The 13,894-nt window shown below is 69.0% G+C and carries 16 protein-coding genes; 5 read left to right on the top strand and 11 right to left on the bottom strand.

The annotated features are described in order from the left end of the window. The 4 genes from ACWDU1_RS18145 to ACWDU1_RS18130 all read right to left on the bottom strand — a co-directional run. A partial coding sequence (locus ACWDU1_RS18145; RefSeq protein WP_449999849.1) for an IMP dehydrogenase occupies positions 1-509 on the bottom strand: 509 nt, incomplete at its 3' end. 49 nt (positions 510-558) lie between these two features. Continuing rightward, positions 559-1,887, bottom strand: coding sequence for a DEAD/DEAH box helicase (locus ACWDU1_RS18140; protein ID WP_449999847.1), 1,329 nt, complete (start codon positions 1,885-1,887; stop codon positions 559-561). Beyond that, positions 1,880-2,818, bottom strand: coding sequence for a M56 family metallopeptidase (locus tag ACWDU1_RS18135; RefSeq protein ID WP_449999846.1), 939 nt, complete (start codon positions 2,816-2,818; stop codon positions 1,880-1,882). Before ACWDU1_RS18135 ends, ACWDU1_RS18140 begins: the two co-directional genes overlap by 8 nt. 38 nt (positions 2,819-2,856) lie before the next feature. Further along, complete coding sequence (locus tag ACWDU1_RS18130) at positions 2,857-3,246, bottom strand: BlaI/MecI/CopY family transcriptional regulator (RefSeq protein WP_449999844.1); 390 nt, start codon at positions 3,244-3,246, stop codon at positions 2,857-2,859. Between the two features lie 241 nt (positions 3,247-3,487). Between ACWDU1_RS18130 and ACWDU1_RS18125 the strand changes: the two genes are divergently transcribed. Both ACWDU1_RS18125 and ACWDU1_RS18120 read left to right on the top strand, forming a co-directional pair. Further along, the gene (locus ACWDU1_RS18125; protein ID WP_449999842.1) at positions 3,488-4,195 is read left to right on the top strand and encodes a hypothetical protein; all 708 of its coding nucleotides are present in this window, start codon (positions 3,488-3,490) and stop codon (positions 4,193-4,195) included. A gap of 174 nt (positions 4,196-4,369) precedes the next feature. Then, positions 4,370-4,816, top strand: a complete 447-nt coding sequence (locus tag ACWDU1_RS18120; protein WP_449999840.1) for a PaaI family thioesterase — start codon at positions 4,370-4,372, stop codon at positions 4,814-4,816. A 71-nt stretch (positions 4,817-4,887) separates the two neighbouring features. Here ACWDU1_RS18120 and ACWDU1_RS18115 read toward each other — a convergent pair whose 3' ends face one another. Next, a complete protein-coding gene (locus ACWDU1_RS18115; protein ID WP_449999838.1) occupies positions 4,888-5,652 on the bottom strand; it encodes an SDR family oxidoreductase in 765 nt (254 codons plus the stop codon). Positions 5,653-5,844: 192 nt separating this feature from the next. On the opposite strand from ACWDU1_RS18115, the gene ACWDU1_RS18110 reads away from it, so the two are divergent. Further along, the gene (locus ACWDU1_RS18110) at positions 5,845-7,476 is read left to right on the top strand and encodes an ABC-F family ATP-binding cassette domain-containing protein (RefSeq protein ID WP_449999836.1); all 1,632 of its coding nucleotides are present in this window, start codon (positions 5,845-5,847) and stop codon (positions 7,474-7,476) included. A gap of 82 nt (positions 7,477-7,558) precedes the next feature. Continuing rightward, positions 7,559-7,792: a helix-turn-helix domain-containing protein gene (locus ACWDU1_RS18105; RefSeq protein WP_033246289.1), complete on the top strand. Its 234-nt coding sequence runs from the start codon at positions 7,559-7,561 to the stop codon at positions 7,790-7,792. Between the two features lie 110 nt (positions 7,793-7,902). Here the strand turns inward: ACWDU1_RS18105 and ACWDU1_RS18100 are convergent, their stop codons facing one another. The 4 genes from ACWDU1_RS18100 to ACWDU1_RS18085 all read right to left on the bottom strand — a co-directional run bounded on the left by ACWDU1_RS18100 (position 7,903) and on the right by ACWDU1_RS18085 (position 10,489). Next, positions 7,903-8,865, bottom strand: coding sequence for a hypothetical protein (locus ACWDU1_RS18100; protein ID WP_449999834.1), 963 nt, complete (start codon positions 8,863-8,865; stop codon positions 7,903-7,905). 11 nt (positions 8,866-8,876) lie between these two features. Beyond that, the gene (locus ACWDU1_RS18095) at positions 8,877-9,323 is read right to left on the bottom strand and encodes a hypothetical protein (RefSeq protein ID WP_449999833.1); all 447 of its coding nucleotides are present in this window, start codon (positions 9,321-9,323) and stop codon (positions 8,877-8,879) included. Positions 9,324-9,535: 212 nt separating this feature from the next. Further along, positions 9,536-9,952: an acyl-CoA thioesterase gene (locus ACWDU1_RS18090; RefSeq protein WP_449999831.1), complete on the bottom strand. Its 417-nt coding sequence runs from the start codon at positions 9,950-9,952 to the stop codon at positions 9,536-9,538. A 39-nt stretch (positions 9,953-9,991) separates the two neighbouring features. After that, positions 9,992-10,489 (bottom strand): cupin domain-containing protein, encoded by a 498-nt coding sequence (locus ACWDU1_RS18085; RefSeq protein WP_449999829.1) that lies wholly within the window; start codon positions 10,487-10,489, stop codon positions 9,992-9,994. Between the two features lie 70 nt (positions 10,490-10,559). On the opposite strand from ACWDU1_RS18085, the gene ACWDU1_RS18080 reads away from it, so the two are divergent. Then, a complete protein-coding gene (locus ACWDU1_RS18080; protein ID WP_449999828.1) occupies positions 10,560-11,066 on the top strand; it encodes a MarR family winged helix-turn-helix transcriptional regulator in 507 nt (168 codons plus the stop codon). Between the two features lie 29 nt (positions 11,067-11,095). Here the strand turns inward: ACWDU1_RS18080 and ACWDU1_RS18075 are convergent, their stop codons facing one another. Together ACWDU1_RS18075 and acnA are read right to left on the bottom strand one after the other, a co-directional pair. Further along, the gene (locus ACWDU1_RS18075; protein WP_449999827.1) at positions 11,096-11,662 is read right to left on the bottom strand and encodes a TetR/AcrR family transcriptional regulator; all 567 of its coding nucleotides are present in this window, start codon (positions 11,660-11,662) and stop codon (positions 11,096-11,098) included. Positions 11,663-12,034: 372 nt separating this feature from the next. Beyond that, the coding region (gene acnA, locus ACWDU1_RS18070) for an aconitate hydratase AcnA (RefSeq protein ID WP_449999825.1) at positions 12,035-13,894 on the bottom strand (1,860 nt) is incomplete at its 5' end.

Genomic DNA, 13,894 nt, shown 5'->3' with positions numbered 1-13,894 from the left:
AAGATCTCGGCGGGCGCGGCGGTCGCGGGGGCGGTCACGAAATCGGTATCGGCAACCTCGTGCAATCTGGCGAATCGGTCCACATCCGCGCAGGCGTTCTCGGTGACCACCGCGATGGGCCGGCCCTCGTCCACCACGACCACGGCCCCGTGCGCGCGTTTGTGGATCAGCGCGAGCGCCTCGGAGACCGAATGGTCCATGGTGAGCGTGACCGGCGTATCGGCCACCAGCGAGCGGCTCTTCACGAACGTGATGGTCTCGGCGGCCGCGTTGTCGGGCAGATCCTGCGGCAGGACGACCAGCCCGCCACGACGGGACACCGTTTCGGCCATCCGCTTGCCGGCCACCGCGGTCATATTCGCGACGACGAGCGGGATGGTGGTGCCGGAACCGTCGGCCGTGGCGAGGTCGACATCGAACCTGGACGCGATATCGGTGCGGTTCGGCACCAGGAAGACGTCGTTGTAGGTCAGGTCGTACGGCGGGATCTGTCCGGGAAGAAACTGCACTGCGCCCATGGTAATCGCGATCCGGGCCGGGCGTGCCGGGCCGCGGGATTCACTTCGCCCGGCGCCCGCGGTGCCCGCGCGCCGGGGCGGGATTCGCACCGCGGCGGGGCCGGGCGCGCGGGTCGGGGCGACGGGCCCGGGTCGTGGGGGCGGGCTCCGCTGGGCGGGGCCCGGGCGGGGTGCGGGCCCCGGTGAGATGCCGCAGGCCGGGATCGCCGGGCCGGACCTCGTGTTCGACCACGGGTACCCCGGCGGTGCGCGCGAGGGCGGTCACCTCGGCGCGTTCGGCGGGGGTGACCAGGGTCACCACGGTGCCGGACGCGCCCGCCCGGGCGGTGCGCCCGGCCCGGTGCAGATAATCCTTGGGATCGGCCGGCGGGTCGGCGTGCACCACCAGCGAGACCGCGTCCACATGGATACCGCGGGCGGCGACATCGGTGGCGACCAGCGCGGAAACGGCACCGTCGGCGAATGCCGCCAGGGTGCGGATCCGGCGGTTCTGGGCCCGGCCGCCGTGCAGGGCCGCGGTGGCGATGCCCTGTTCACGCAATCGGCGGGTGAGTTTCTCCGCGCCGTACTGGGTGCGCACGAACAGCAGGGTCCGGCCGTCGCGGGCGGCGATCTGCGCCAGGATCGCGGGTTTGTCGGCCGGTTCGACGAAGAGCAGATGGTGGGTCGCGACCGCGGTGCCGGGCTCCGGGCCGACACTGTGGGTGACCGGGTCGCGCAGATGGTCGCGGACCAGTTCCTGGACGGACTCGTCGTCGAGGGTGGCCGAGAACAGCAGTCGCTGGCCGCCGGCCGGGACCCGGTCCAGCAAGAGCCGGACCTGGGGCAGGAAACCGAAATCGGCCATATGGTCGGCCTCGTCTATCGCCACGACCTGGACGGCGTCGAGGACCGCGGCGCCCTGTTCGAGCAGATCGGCGAGACGGCCCGGGGTGGCGATCAGCAGATCCACCCCGCGCTGGAGGCGGTCGGCCTGTTTGGCCACCGGGATACCGCCCACCGCGGTACCCAGCCGGAGTCCGAGAGCGAACGGCGCCAGCGCCTGTTCGATCTGCAGGGCGAGTTCGCGGGTGGGCGCCAGGATCAGGCCGCGTGGGGCGCGCGCGATGGCGGGCGCCCCGGCCAGCCGGGCGAGGATCGGCAGGCCGAAGGCGAGGGTCTTGCCCGAACCCGTGGGTGCGCGGCCGAGCACATCCCGCCCGGCGAGCGCGTCCGGGATGGTGGCGGCCTGTACCGGCAACGGTTCGGTGAGGCCTTCGCGGCGCAGGGCCTGAACGGTGAGAACCGGCAGGCCCAGCCGCGCGAAGGGCGGCCGGGGCCGGGTACCGGGAGCAGAGTCGGCGGGTTCGCGATGCGGGTGGTCAGGCACGGAACAACCGGCTCAGCTCGACCAGCCACGGGATGGCGACCGCGAGGGTCGGCACCACCAGAATGGCCATCGAGGCGAGATAGGCCGCGCCGGCGATGCGCAGATCGCCGAGCGGCCCCGCGAGTCGCTGGATGCGGATCAGGGTGCTGGGACCGCCCACGGCGAGCGCGCCCTGCGGCGCGGTCGACTTGGAGCAGGCGACGAGGGCCCGGGCCAGCGGTTTCGGGCCGGTCACCTTGACCGCCGAATCATCGGCCAGCAGTTCGATGAGCAGTTTCACCGAGTCGAGTGCGGATTTGCTGCGAACGAACCGGGGGAAGGCCTCGTGGGCGGCGGTGAACGCCTCCAGGACCAGATCGTGGCGGGCCCGCAGATGCGACCGTTCGTGGCTGAGTATGGCGGTCAGTTCCTGCTCGTCCAGATTGTCGAGGGTGCCCGCGCTGACCACGACGCGCCGCCGCAGGCCGGGGAGACAGTAGGCGATGGGCTCGGTGGCCGAGAGCACCCGGATATCGGCGGCGCGGCGGATCGGGCCGCTCTGGTCGAGCAGGTCCACCAGCATGCGGTGGCGGGCCCGGCGGCGGCGGGTGTGCACCCCCACCCGGACGGCGGCGTAGACCAGACGTGCGCCGATCAGCAGCGTGAGCATGAAAACCGAGACGTAGGCCAGCCACAAGGGCAGGCCCAGCGCGTCGATCTCATCGGTGGGCTTGGTGGTGGGTCGGCCGTCCGGCCCCGGAACCAGCAGTTCGGCGGCGATCGCCAGGCCGGAACTGAAGGCGCTGAGCACGGCGGCCAGTGCGATGGCCTGCCAGAGCACCAGGGCGGCGCGGGGTACGCGATAGGTCCAGGTCGCCCGGCTGAGCGCCTCCGGAACGGGACCGGCGAGTAGCAAGGCGAGTACGGCGAATGCCGGTGCTGCTGCGTCCATCGACTCTGCTCACTGCGTTGTGGGGCCAGGGTCCGAGATCACTGGGGTGGGCTGGTGTCCTCGGTTGCTTCGAGCTTAGCGAGCGCATCCCGTAGGGCCGCGGCCTCGTCCTTGCCGACCTGCTCCACGAAATGCACCAGGGCCGCGGCCCTGCTGCCGGCCTCGTCCGCCTGCTGTAGCGCGTCCATCATGAGTCCGGCGACCAGCTCGTCGCGGGTGTGTACCGGAGCGTACCGGTGCGCGCGATCGTCGCGCCGCTGCACCACGAGGTTTTTCTTCGCCAGCCGCTGTAGCACCGTCATCACGGTGGTGTACGCGAGTTCGCGGTGTGCCGACAGGGCTTCGTGCACCTGCCGGACGGTTTGTGGTTCATCGGCGGACCACAACTGGTCCATCACCGCTTTTTCGAGTTCACCGAGTCCAGCCATCTCTCGATTTTACGACTTCAACGACGCGGGGGCGTACTACAGGTTGTCGTAACTTCGTGGGATGTGTCATAGCCCGCGCGGGAACTTCCGGGCGCGAGCCGTTCGGGCGGGACGCGCGCGGGCCGGGATTCGTCACGGGTCCGTAACTCCTCTGTTCGCGCGAAACACTTGCTAGGTCTGGTAAGGCTAACCTATCTTTCGATCAAGTCGTTGCCGCGACGCCGATCTCGAGGAGGCTCGAATGTCCGAACTGGCCACTATGCGTATCCACCGTCCCTATGAGGCGGCGTTCGGCTCGGCCTGTTCCCGTTTGCGGGCCCTGCAGCCGGAACATCCGCGGGTCTATGCCGCCGCAGCCATGGCCGATCAGGGCAAACGCCGCTGGTGGGCGCTGTCGACCGGGCTGCGGGAGGGGCGAATAGATCTGATGTACCGGCGCCACGCCGCCGAGATGATCAGTGCCACGGCCGCTGCCGAAGTGGTGGCCACCGCGCTCATCCACGCCATCGTGGGCCGGGTCGCCGCTTTGTGGATCGCCGACGGCCGGGCCTGGGATCCGGGGCTGGAGAACGTCTGGATCCATACCGACAACGACGGCGGGATCGACTGGGCGGGCCTGGCCGATACCACCATCCGCGTGGTGGCCGGCGACCCGATGGCCGGATCGCCGGGTGTGGTGACGCTGCCGTGTGAGCGGGCCATGTGGGTGTGGCTGGCCTATCGCTGCGAACCCTCGCTGTTGCTGGTGCAGGGCGCACTGGCGCGCAGCGCCGGGCTGAGCCCCCGCCGGTTCCGGGCACTGGTCGCCGAATCGGTCTCGGGCGCCGCCACCTATGTGCCCGACCTCGCGCGGACCGATCCGGTCGCCGGGGCGCGCCGCGGGCAGGGCCTGCTGATGGCGCTCGAGGATCGGAGTCTGGCACTCCGGCGCGCGCAAGCTGTTGCCTAGTTAGGTAAGCCTGCCCTATACTAGAAAGCGGCGTACGGATCGCGCGAGAGTCCCGAGGGCTGCGGTGACCCCCGATCCAATGCGCGCGGCGGGCTCCACCTCCGGGTGGGGCCCGCCGCTTCATTTCCGGGAGCTGTGCCACGACCCGTGGGCCGGTCGTGCGATCGTGGAGCCATGACCGAACAGCAAACCCGCACTCCGCAGTCCATGGCCGATCTCACCGCCGACCAGCTGAACGAGATCAGCAAGGGCACATTCGCCGATCTGATCGGCCTGCGGGTGACGGAGCTGGGTCCGGACCGGGTACGCGGCGAATGGACCGTTATCCCGCGGCATCATCAGCCGGCCGGTATCCAGAACGGCGGTGTGCTGTGCACCGTGGTGGAAACGCTGGCGAGTACGGGCGGCGCCGCCTGGTACGGCGACCGGGGCGTGGTGGTGGGGGTCAACAACTCCACCGATTTCCTGCGTGCCGTGCGGGAGGGAAAACTCACCGCCGAGGCGACCCCGCTGCATCGCGGCGGACTGCAGCAGCTGTGGGTGGTTGTCATCACCGACGACGACGGGCGCCTGATCGCCCGCGGCCAGGTTCGCCTGCAGAATCTGCCGCACCGTTCCTGAGCCGGTCTGCCGCCGGAGACGAAGCAGGCCCGGGACGATCCGTCCCGGGCCTGCTGTCGTGCGATATACGGTCAGATACCGCCGGTGGACAGCAGGCCGCCGTCGACGCGCACCGTCTCACCGGTGATCCAGGCCGCCTGATCCGACGCCAGGAAGGCGATGAGCCGGGCGATGTCCTCCGGCGAACCCAGGCGCTTCATCGGGTAGACCTGTGCCGCGGCGTCCTCGTCGGCCGAGTACAGCGCGTCGGCGAAGCTGGTCTTCACCACGCCGGGCGCGACGGCGTTGACGCGGATCTTCGGCCCGAGCTGCCAGGCGAGTTCGTCGGTGAGCCGGATCAGCGCCGCCTTGGACGCGCCGTAGGCGGCGATGACGCCGGTGGACCGGATACCGGCCACGCTGGCGACATTGACGACGGCGCCGCCGTGCTCACCCATCCACGCCTTGTACGCCTCCTGGACGTACCCGAGGGCGGCGACCACGTTCACGTCGAAGATCTTGCGCACCGCGTCGAGATCGGCCTCCATCAGCGCGCCGTACACCGGGTTGATACCGGTGTTGTTGATCAGGATGTCCAGTGAGCCGAACTCGGTCACCGCCCGCTGGACCGCGGCGGTCCGGGCCTGGGCGTCGCCGGAATTCCCGGCCACCGCGACGACCTGGCCCTGATGTCCCAGGGCGCGCAGTTCGGCCGCCGCCTTCTCCAGCGGTTCGGGCTTACGCGCGGTGATGACCACGTTCGCGCCCCGGCTCAGCAGCTCGGCGGCCACCGCGTGGCCGATACCCCGGCTGGCTCCGGAGACCAGCGCGCTCTTGCCCAACAGATCGGTGCTCATATCCGGGCACGTTACCGTGCCCGGCGCGGACAACTGCGGGCAGCGGACCGCAACGTCCCCGGCCGGAACGGCCGGCGCCGGGCGCCGGGTAAAATCGGTGGTTCATCGTCCGGATACGGCCGACCATGGGTGCAATACCGGCCCGGTGCGGCACCGGACCACTGCCCCCGACCCAGTTCCGAGGAGATATCTGTGATCACCGCGACCGACCTCGAGGTCCGGGCCGGCGTACGTACTCTGCTGTCCGCGCCGGGTCCGGCGCTGCGGGTACAGGCCGGTGACCGGATCGGCCTGGTCGGGCGTAACGGCGCCGGTAAGACCACCACCCTGCGCATCCTCGCGGGGGAGGGCGAGCCGTACGCCGGGACGATCGTGCGGTCCAGCGATATCGGGTATCTCCCGCAGGATCCGCGCGAGGGCAATCTCGATGTACTGGCCCGCGACCGGGTGCTGTCGGCGCGCGGCCTGGACGCGCTGATCCGGGATATGGAGAAGCAGCAGGCGCTGATGGCCGAACTGGCCGACGAGACCGAACGTGAGCGGGCCGTCCGCAAGTACGGCCGGCTCGAGGACCGTTTCTCGGCGCTGGGCGGCTACGTCGCCGAGAGCGAGGCGGCCCGGATCTGCAACAGCCTGGGACTGCCGGATCGTGTCCTGGAACAGCCGCTACGCACCCTTTCGGGCGGTCAGCGCCGGCGAATCGAACTGGCGCGCATCCTGTTCGCCGCCTCCGACGGCAGCGGCGGCCGGTCCGACACCACCCTGCTGCTGGACGAGCCCACCAACCACCTCGATGCCGACTCCATCACCTGGTTGCGTGGTTTCCTGCAGAACCACGACGGTGGGCTGATCGTGATCAGCCACGATGTGGATCTGCTCGCCGACGTGGTCAACAAGGTGTGGTTCCTCGACGCGGTACGCGGTGAGGCCGACGTCTACAACATGGGCTGGACCAAATATGTCGACGCCCGCGCCACCGATGAACAGCGGCGCCGCCGGGAACGGGCGAACGCCGAGAAGAAGGCGTCGGCACTGCGCGCCCAGGCCGCCAAATTGGGCGCCAAGGCCACCAAAGCCGTTGCCGCGCAGAATATGGCCAAACGCGCCGATCGGCTGATGTCGGAACTCGACGAGGTGCGGGTGGCCGACAAGGTCGCGCGGATCAAATTCCCCGAGCCCGCGGCCTGCGGGAAGACCCCGCTGATGGCGGAGAATCTCACCAAGGCCTACGGGTCGCTGGAGATATTCACCGGTGTCGATCTTGCGATCGACCGGGGAAGCCGCGTGGTCGTGCTGGGTCTCAACGGCGCGGGCAAGACCACGCTGCTGCGACTGCTGGCCGGGACCGAGGAGGCGACGGCGGGGTCGCTGGTACCCGGTCACGGGCTGAAGGTCGGGTATTTCGCGCAGGAGCACGACACCCTGGACGATTCGGCTTCGGTCTGGGAGAACATCCGGCACGCCGCACCCGACGCCGGCGAGCAGGAGTTGCGCGGGCTGCTGGGTGCGTTCATGTTCAGCGGCCCGCAACTCGAACAACCGGCCGGGACGCTGTCCGGCGGTGAGAAGACCCGGCTGGCGCTGGCCGGGCTGGTGTCCTCGGCGGCCAATGTGCTGCTGCTGGACGAACCCACCAACAACCTGGACCCGATATCACGGGAACAGGTGCTCGACGCGCTGCGCACCTATGCGGGCGCGGTGGTGCTGGTGACCCACGATCCGGGGGCCGCCGAGGCGCTGAATCCGGAGCGGGTGATCCTGCTTCCGGACGGGACCGAGGACCATTGGTCGGCCGAGTATCTGGAATTGATTCAGCTCGCGTGAGTTTCATCACACGAACTCATTGCCGGATGCTCGCCGAATGCTTAGCCTGAGAGTGACGCTGCTCGGCGACTCGGAGGAAGCCATGGGCGACAGGCCGGTACAGAGCAAGAGCACATTGGGTAAGGGCACCCGCGTCACGGGTAAGTCGCGCGACCGCCTGCAATCCCAGTTGAAGAAGCAATACGAAGCGGGGGCGAGCATCAGGTCGCTGGCACGGGCGACCGGGCGTTCCTACGGGTTCATCCACAACGTGCTGACGGAGTCGCATGTGCAACTCCGCAGCCGTGGTGGCGCGAACCGCCGGAAAGCCCGCTAGCCGCACCGTATTCGCAGGCACCGCCGCCGGGGATCCGCCCGGCGGCGAGGTCGGCGAGGTACCTCCGCGGCGCCCGGGCCCCGGGCGTGCGGGGGTGTCGCGGGCTGCGGTCACCATCCCGCGACGGCGCCGTCGCCGTGGATCAGGAGATTGGCGAGGCTGGTGAAGATCGGCAATCCGGTCTTGATCTCCAGATAGGCGAATTGGCCCTGCGGGTTGACCTCGAGGAAATAGTATTCGCCGTCGAGGCCCACTCGCAGATCCACGACGCCGAAACTCAGCCCGAGCGCGCCCATGAGCGTCGCCAGTGATTTGCTGACGGCGGCGGGCAGGCGCCCGGGAGCGAAGCCGACCGAGTTGTCGAGGCGAGAATCCACCCGGCCCGCGCCGGCGGGCGAGTCGATGCGCACCACCCACTCGTGTCCTTCCACCCAGACCACGCGCAGATCGCATTCCGGTTCGATGAAACGCTGGAAGATGGTCGGTGACCACCGGATACCGTTCAGCCGGTCCAGCTCGCCGGGGTCGAGGATGCGGGTCTCGGAGAATTCCGCGCGTGAGGTGCCGGTTCGTTTGAAAACGACGGGGGCCCCGCAGGATTCGGCGAACGCGCGGGCCTCGCCCGGATCGTTGGTGACGACGGTCTCCGGGACGGCGCAGCCCGCCCGCGCGGCCGTATCCAGCTGGACGATCTTGCGGTGGGCGATCCGGTCGTGTCCCGGTTCGTTGACCCACCGGGCCGGGAGCGACCACAGCAGTCCCTGGATGAAACCGTCGCATTCGGCCTGCCGATAGGCGTCGTCGTCGGACCGTGCGCCCGCGGGCACCTCGCTGTGGTGGGGGCGCCGCCACCACACGGCCGTGACCTCGTCGAGTCCGGCGAGCCCCGCCAGCGACCTGGTGGCACCGGTCCGGTCGATCCGGATCGTTCCCGGCTCCCGGGGGAAATCCCGCAGATCGAGCCGTAGCGGGGCGAGGGCGTGCTGTTCACGCAGCGTGGCTTCCATGGCGGTCGCGTGGAGATCGTCGGCCTCGGAGACGATGAGGACCCGTCCCGGATACCGGGCGCCCACCGGGTGCCCGCTCAGTCGAGGCTGTCGCAATGGATATCGCGGCGGCTCCCGTGCCGCGCCCTGGTGTGGGTGCGGGTGAAGACGGCGGGGTGCGCGGGGTCGGCTTCGATATCCAGTCCCGCCGCCCAGGCCTCGGTGAGCCGATGTAGCCGGGCGTCGCCGAATGTCTCCGAGGGCGGTGCCGCCAGTGTCATCGGCCGATCGGCGATATCGATGCGCAGACGCCGGGTGAAATCGGCGGTCGCACCGGCCCGGATATCGACCAGAACGGCGCCCGGGGGGATTTCCGGATGCCGTCCGGCGCCGCGGATCGCGAGTACGTCCCGGCGCTCGAAGGTCCACGTTCCGTCCGCGACCCGTACCCGGATATCACGGTCGGATTCTCCGGCCAGAAATCCGGTGATCGTCGCGACCGCACCGGTTTCCGGTAGGTCGAGGAGGTGGATCGCATCGGTCATCGAGGAATCTCCGATCTTGCTCGCAATGTGCCGGCACCCGATCGCGTCCGGATCATAACGCCGTACGGATTCCCCGGCATCCGATATCGCCGAATTATCACCGGCGAAATCATTGATCTTGTGCAACGATTCCGGGCAAGGGCGGATAATTTCCGGTGAATCGGGATATCCACCCGGTGGGAAAATATTTGCCGGGCGCATGCGCCGGAAGATCAGAGCCCGAGCAGCTCGGGCCGGGTCGCCAGCTCGCGCAATCGGCCCGCCGGATCGGCCAGCAGGCGCCGGGCGTCCAGATCGAGCAGTCCGCCGACCACCTCCACCTCGGCCGAGAGGGTCCCGTCCGCACGGATCATCTCCTGACGGATACGAAAGGTTTTTCCGGTGCCCCAGGCGAATTCGCAGGTCACCCGGAACTCGTCGCCGCCACGCAGCTCGCGGCGGTATTTGATGGTCGTCTCCAGGACCACCGGACCCACCCGTGCGGCCTGGAGCTTATCGGGCTGCAGCCCGGCCGCCAGCAGGAATTCCCAGCGCCCGTGTTCGGCGTATTGCATATACACCGCTTGATTCACATGGCCCAGGGCATCGAGTTCGTAACCGCGCACGGTGACGGGGACGGAGAAGGTCATAGCGGTGCGAACCCGCCGGAGGCCGGGGTTGTTCCCGGTTCAGCGACGCCCGGTTTCGCGCTCGTGCCACCACCGCGGCGCGTCGACGAAGTGGTTGTCGTATTCGTCCTGCGACGCCGCGAGTTCCTCCGGTGCCGCCTCGCCGCGCGCGATTCGCTCGAGCAGGCGGAAGTAGCCGAACCGCTGCACGCCGGGCATCAGGGCGATCAGGATACGGGCGCCGCTGTCCGGGGTGGCGCCGAAGGCGTGCACGGTCGTCTTCGGTACCAGTGCGCAGCCGCCCGCTCCGACGGTGACGAAGCGATCCCCGGCCATCAGCTGCAGTTCGCCCTCGGCGACGTAGAAGAGCTCGTCGGACAGCGTGTGGAAATGCGGTGCCGCCCCGTCGGCGCCGCGATCCAGGGTGACTTCCAGGGTGCTCACCGCGCCGTGTGCCGGTTCGGCGTCGATCAGTAGCCGCATGGTGACCGCGCCGGTGCGCAGCGTCTCGGCGGCGCCGGGCTGCCGCAGGACGAGGGATTCCGGGCTGGCGTTCACGGCGGCTCCTGATGATTCGGCTACGAATAATTCGATACCGAACTATATCTGAGCGAATAGAATTCTGTCCATGTCCGAACGGAAACCAGATGCGATCGACGCCATCGAACGGCAGTGGCGACGAGAGCGCCCGGACCTGGACCTGGCGGCGATGGTGGTGTTCGGCCGCCTCGGGCGGCTGGCGGTCGTCGCCGAACGGCAGATCGAAGCGGTCTTCCTCGCCCACGGGCTGCGGCGCGGGGAATTCGATGTGCTGGCGACACTGCGCCGGGCCGGCGATCCCTTCGAACTCAACCCCTCGGCGCTCGCCGACACCCTCATGTTGTCGCGCGCGGGTATGACCGGGCGGCTGGATCGGCTGGAATCGGCCGGTTACGTGCGGCGTATCGCGGACGCCGGTGACCGGCGGGCGGTGCGGGTCGCGTTGACCGGCGCGGGCCGGGAACTGGCCGACAGCGTGGTCACCGAACATATCGCCAACGAGACGCGCATGCTGGCGGCGCTGACCCCGGACGAACGCCGGGAGCTGGACCGGCTGGCCGGAAAGCTGCTCACCGCACTGGAATCCGGGAGCTGAGCGCGCCGGATACCGGCGCGGCCGCCGGATCAGGAGCGGCGGCGGACCGAGGCCTCCACCAGATCCAGGACGGCGGTGAGGTTCTCGTTGGTATGTCCGGAGGCGATCCGTGCGATGAGACCGTCCAGCACCAGGTCGAGGTAGCCCAGCAGGACATCGGTGGGCACATCGTCACGCAGTGCCCCGGCCGCCTTCCGGCGTTCCAGGCGGGCCAGGGTCGCGGCGGTGAGCTCGGCCGAACGCTGGGTCCAGCCGGCCCGGAACTCGGGGTCGGTGCGCAGCCGCCGGGCGATTTCGAGCCGGGTGCCCAGCCAGTTGTATTCCTGCGGGTCGGCGAGCATATCCCGCATCACCTGCACCAGACCCTGGTTCGCCGCCACCTCGGCCATCCGCTCGGCATCGTCCTGGGCCAGCGCGAAGAACAGCGCGTCCTTGTCCCGGAAGTGATGGAAGATCGCGCCGCGCGACAGGCCGATGGCCTCCTCCAGCCGCCGCACGGTCGCGCCGTCGTAGCCGAACTCGGCGAAACACCGGCGCGCGCCGTCGAGGATCTGGGAGCGCCGGGCGGCCAGATGATCGTCGCTGACCTTGGGCATCGGTCTCCTTCAACGGAATATACGAACCCCACGCGGTAAGCCGGCCGCGCGGGTTGTCACGATTCGAGCGAGCGAACAGGTGATGCCATTCGTACTCCCGCAACCTCATCGGAAGCGAATCACCGCACCCTCACATGGGGGTGGTTCCCTGCAGAGCGAGTCCCGTAGCCCACTGGGAGCGAGTGCCACGCCCGCAAAGGACGACTCCGTACGGAGTGAGCACTCGCAACCCCGTGGGAGCGAGTCTTACGAGCGACGTTCGCGCCCGTCTTGTCGTTGCGGGCCCGAAGCGCATGCGCCGAAGGCGCGAGTCTCGGGTCCGCAACGACAAGACCTCAGGGGCGCGAACCCGCGCCGCCGGAGGCGGCGCAATCAAGCACCGATCATGTTGCGCAGGACGTACTGCAGGATGCCGCCGTTGCGGTAGTAGTCCGCCTCACCGGGGGTGTCGATGCGGACCACCGCGTCGAACTCGATCTTCGAGCCGTCGTCCTTGGTCGCGGTGACATGCACCGTGGACGGTGTGCTGCCGGAGTTGAGTTCCTCGATACCGGTGATGTCGAAGACCTCGGTACCGGTCAGGCCCAGCGAGCCGGCCGATTCGCCCTCGGGGAACTGCAGCGGGATCACGCCCATGCCGATCAGGTTCGAGCGGTGGATGCGCTCGAAGGATTCGACGATCACGGCCTTGACGCCCAGCAGCCGGGTGCCCTTGGCCGCCCAGTCGCGGGAGGATCCGGAACCGTATTCCTTGCCGCCCAGTACGACCAGCGGGATACCGGCCTGCTGGTAGTTCTGCGAGGCGTCGTAGATGAAGGCCTGCGGGGCGCCGTCCTGGGTGAAGTCGCGGGTGTAACCGCCCGAGACATCGTCGAGGAGCTGGTTGCGCAGCCGGATGTTGGCGAAGGTGCCGCGGATCATCACCTCGTGGTTACCGCGCCGGGAACCCAGGGAGTTGTAGTCCTTGCGCGCCACGCCGTGCGAGTCCAGGTACTGCGCGGCGGGCGTGCCGGGCTTGATCGGACCGGCCGGGCTTATGTGGTCGGTGGTGACCGAGTCGCCCAGCAGCGCCAGCACCCGTGCGCCGGTGATGTCGGCGACCGGGGCGGGCTCCATTTCCATGCCGTCGAAGTACGGGGCCTTGCGCACGTAGGTCGAGTTCTCGTCCCACGCGAAGGTGTCGCCCTCGGGGGTGTCGAGGCCCTGCCAGCGTTCGTCGCCCTGGAAGACGGTGGCGTAGGACTTGGTGAACATGTCCCGGCTGATCGCGGACTTGATGGTGTCGTCGATCTCCTGCGGGGACGGCCAGATGTCCTTCAGGAAGACGTCGTTGCCGTCGGTGTCCTTGCCGAGGGCGTCGGTCTCGAAGTCGAAATCCATGGTGCCCGCGAGCGCGTAGGCGATGACCAGCGGCGGGGAGGCCAGGTAGTTCATCTTGACGTCGGGGGAGATACGGCCTTCGAAGTTGCGGTTACCGGAGAGCACCGCGGTGACCGAGAGGTCGTTGTCGTTGATCGCCTTGGAGATCTCTTCCGGCAGCGGACCGGTGTTGCCGATGCAGGTGGTGCAGCCGTAACCGCCGACGAAGAAGCCCAGCTTCTCCAGGTACGGCCACAGGCCGGCCTTCTCGTAGTAGTCGGAGACGACCTGCGAGCCCGGCGCCATGTTGGTCTTGACCCACGGCTTGGAGGACAGGCCCTTCTCGACGGCGTTCCGGGCCAGCAGCGCCGCACCGAGCATGACCGACGGGTTGGAGGTGTTGGTGCAGGAGGTGATGCCCGCGACCACGACCGCGCCGTGGTCGAGCACGAAATCGCCGCGCTCGGGGTCGGAGACCTTGACGGGCTTGCTCGGGCGTCCGACGCTGCCGTCGGCGGCCGAGAGCAGCACCGCGTCGTCGTCGGCGAAGGACAGCACCGCGGGGTCGGAGGCCGGGAAGGATTCCTCGATGGCCTCGTCGAGGTGGGTGTGCGGGGTGTCGGCGGCCGGGCCGGACTCCGCGTCGTCGGTGTAGTTGTGGATGTCCTTGCGGAACGCGGTCTTGCTGTCGGCGAGCAGGATGCGGTCCTGGGGGCGCTTGGGGCCCGCGATGGAGGGCACCACGCTGCTCAGGTCGAGTTCCAGGTACTCCGAGTAGGCGGCCTCGTTATCGGCGTCGTGCCACAGGCCCTGCTCCTTGGCGTAGGCCTCCACGAGCGCGAGCTGCTCGTCGGTGCGACCGGTGTGGCGCAG

Source organism: Nocardia sp. NPDC003345 (assembly GCF_053589395.1).
The sequence above is the reverse complement of the archived record's forward strand: the minus strand, read 5'-3'. Positions and strand labels throughout refer to the sequence as shown.

Bases quoted from the DNA above. Each gene is read 5' to 3' on its own strand.
- ACWDU1_RS18135 (WP_449999846.1), bottom strand. From the start codon at position 2,818: ATGGACGCAGCAGCACCGGCATTCGCCGTACTCGCCTTGCTACTCGCC.
- ACWDU1_RS18130 (WP_449999844.1), bottom strand. From the start codon at position 3,246: ATGGCTGGACTCGGTGAACTCGAAAAAGCGGTGATGGACCAGTTGTGG.
- ACWDU1_RS18125 (WP_449999842.1), top strand. From the start codon at position 3,488: ATGTCCGAACTGGCCACTATGCGTATCCACCGTCCCTATGAGGCGGCG.
- ACWDU1_RS18120 (WP_449999840.1), top strand. From the start codon at position 4,370: ATGACCGAACAGCAAACCCGCACTCCGCAGTCCATGGCCGATCTCACC.
- ACWDU1_RS18115 (WP_449999838.1), bottom strand. From the start codon at position 5,652: ATGAGCACCGATCTGTTGGGCAAGAGCGCGCTGGTCTCCGGAGCCAGC.
- ACWDU1_RS18105 (WP_033246289.1), top strand. From the start codon at position 7,559: ATGGGCGACAGGCCGGTACAGAGCAAGAGCACATTGGGTAAGGGCACC.
- ACWDU1_RS18095 (WP_449999833.1), bottom strand. From the start codon at position 9,323: ATGACCGATGCGATCCACCTCCTCGACCTACCGGAAACCGGTGCGGTC.
- ACWDU1_RS18090 (WP_449999831.1), bottom strand. From the start codon at position 9,952: ATGACCTTCTCCGTCCCCGTCACCGTGCGCGGTTACGAACTCGATGCC.
- ACWDU1_RS18080 (WP_449999828.1), top strand. From the start codon at position 10,560: ATGTCCGAACGGAAACCAGATGCGATCGACGCCATCGAACGGCAGTGG.
- ACWDU1_RS18075 (WP_449999827.1), bottom strand. From the start codon at position 11,662: ATGCCCAAGGTCAGCGACGATCATCTGGCCGCCCGGCGCTCCCAGATC.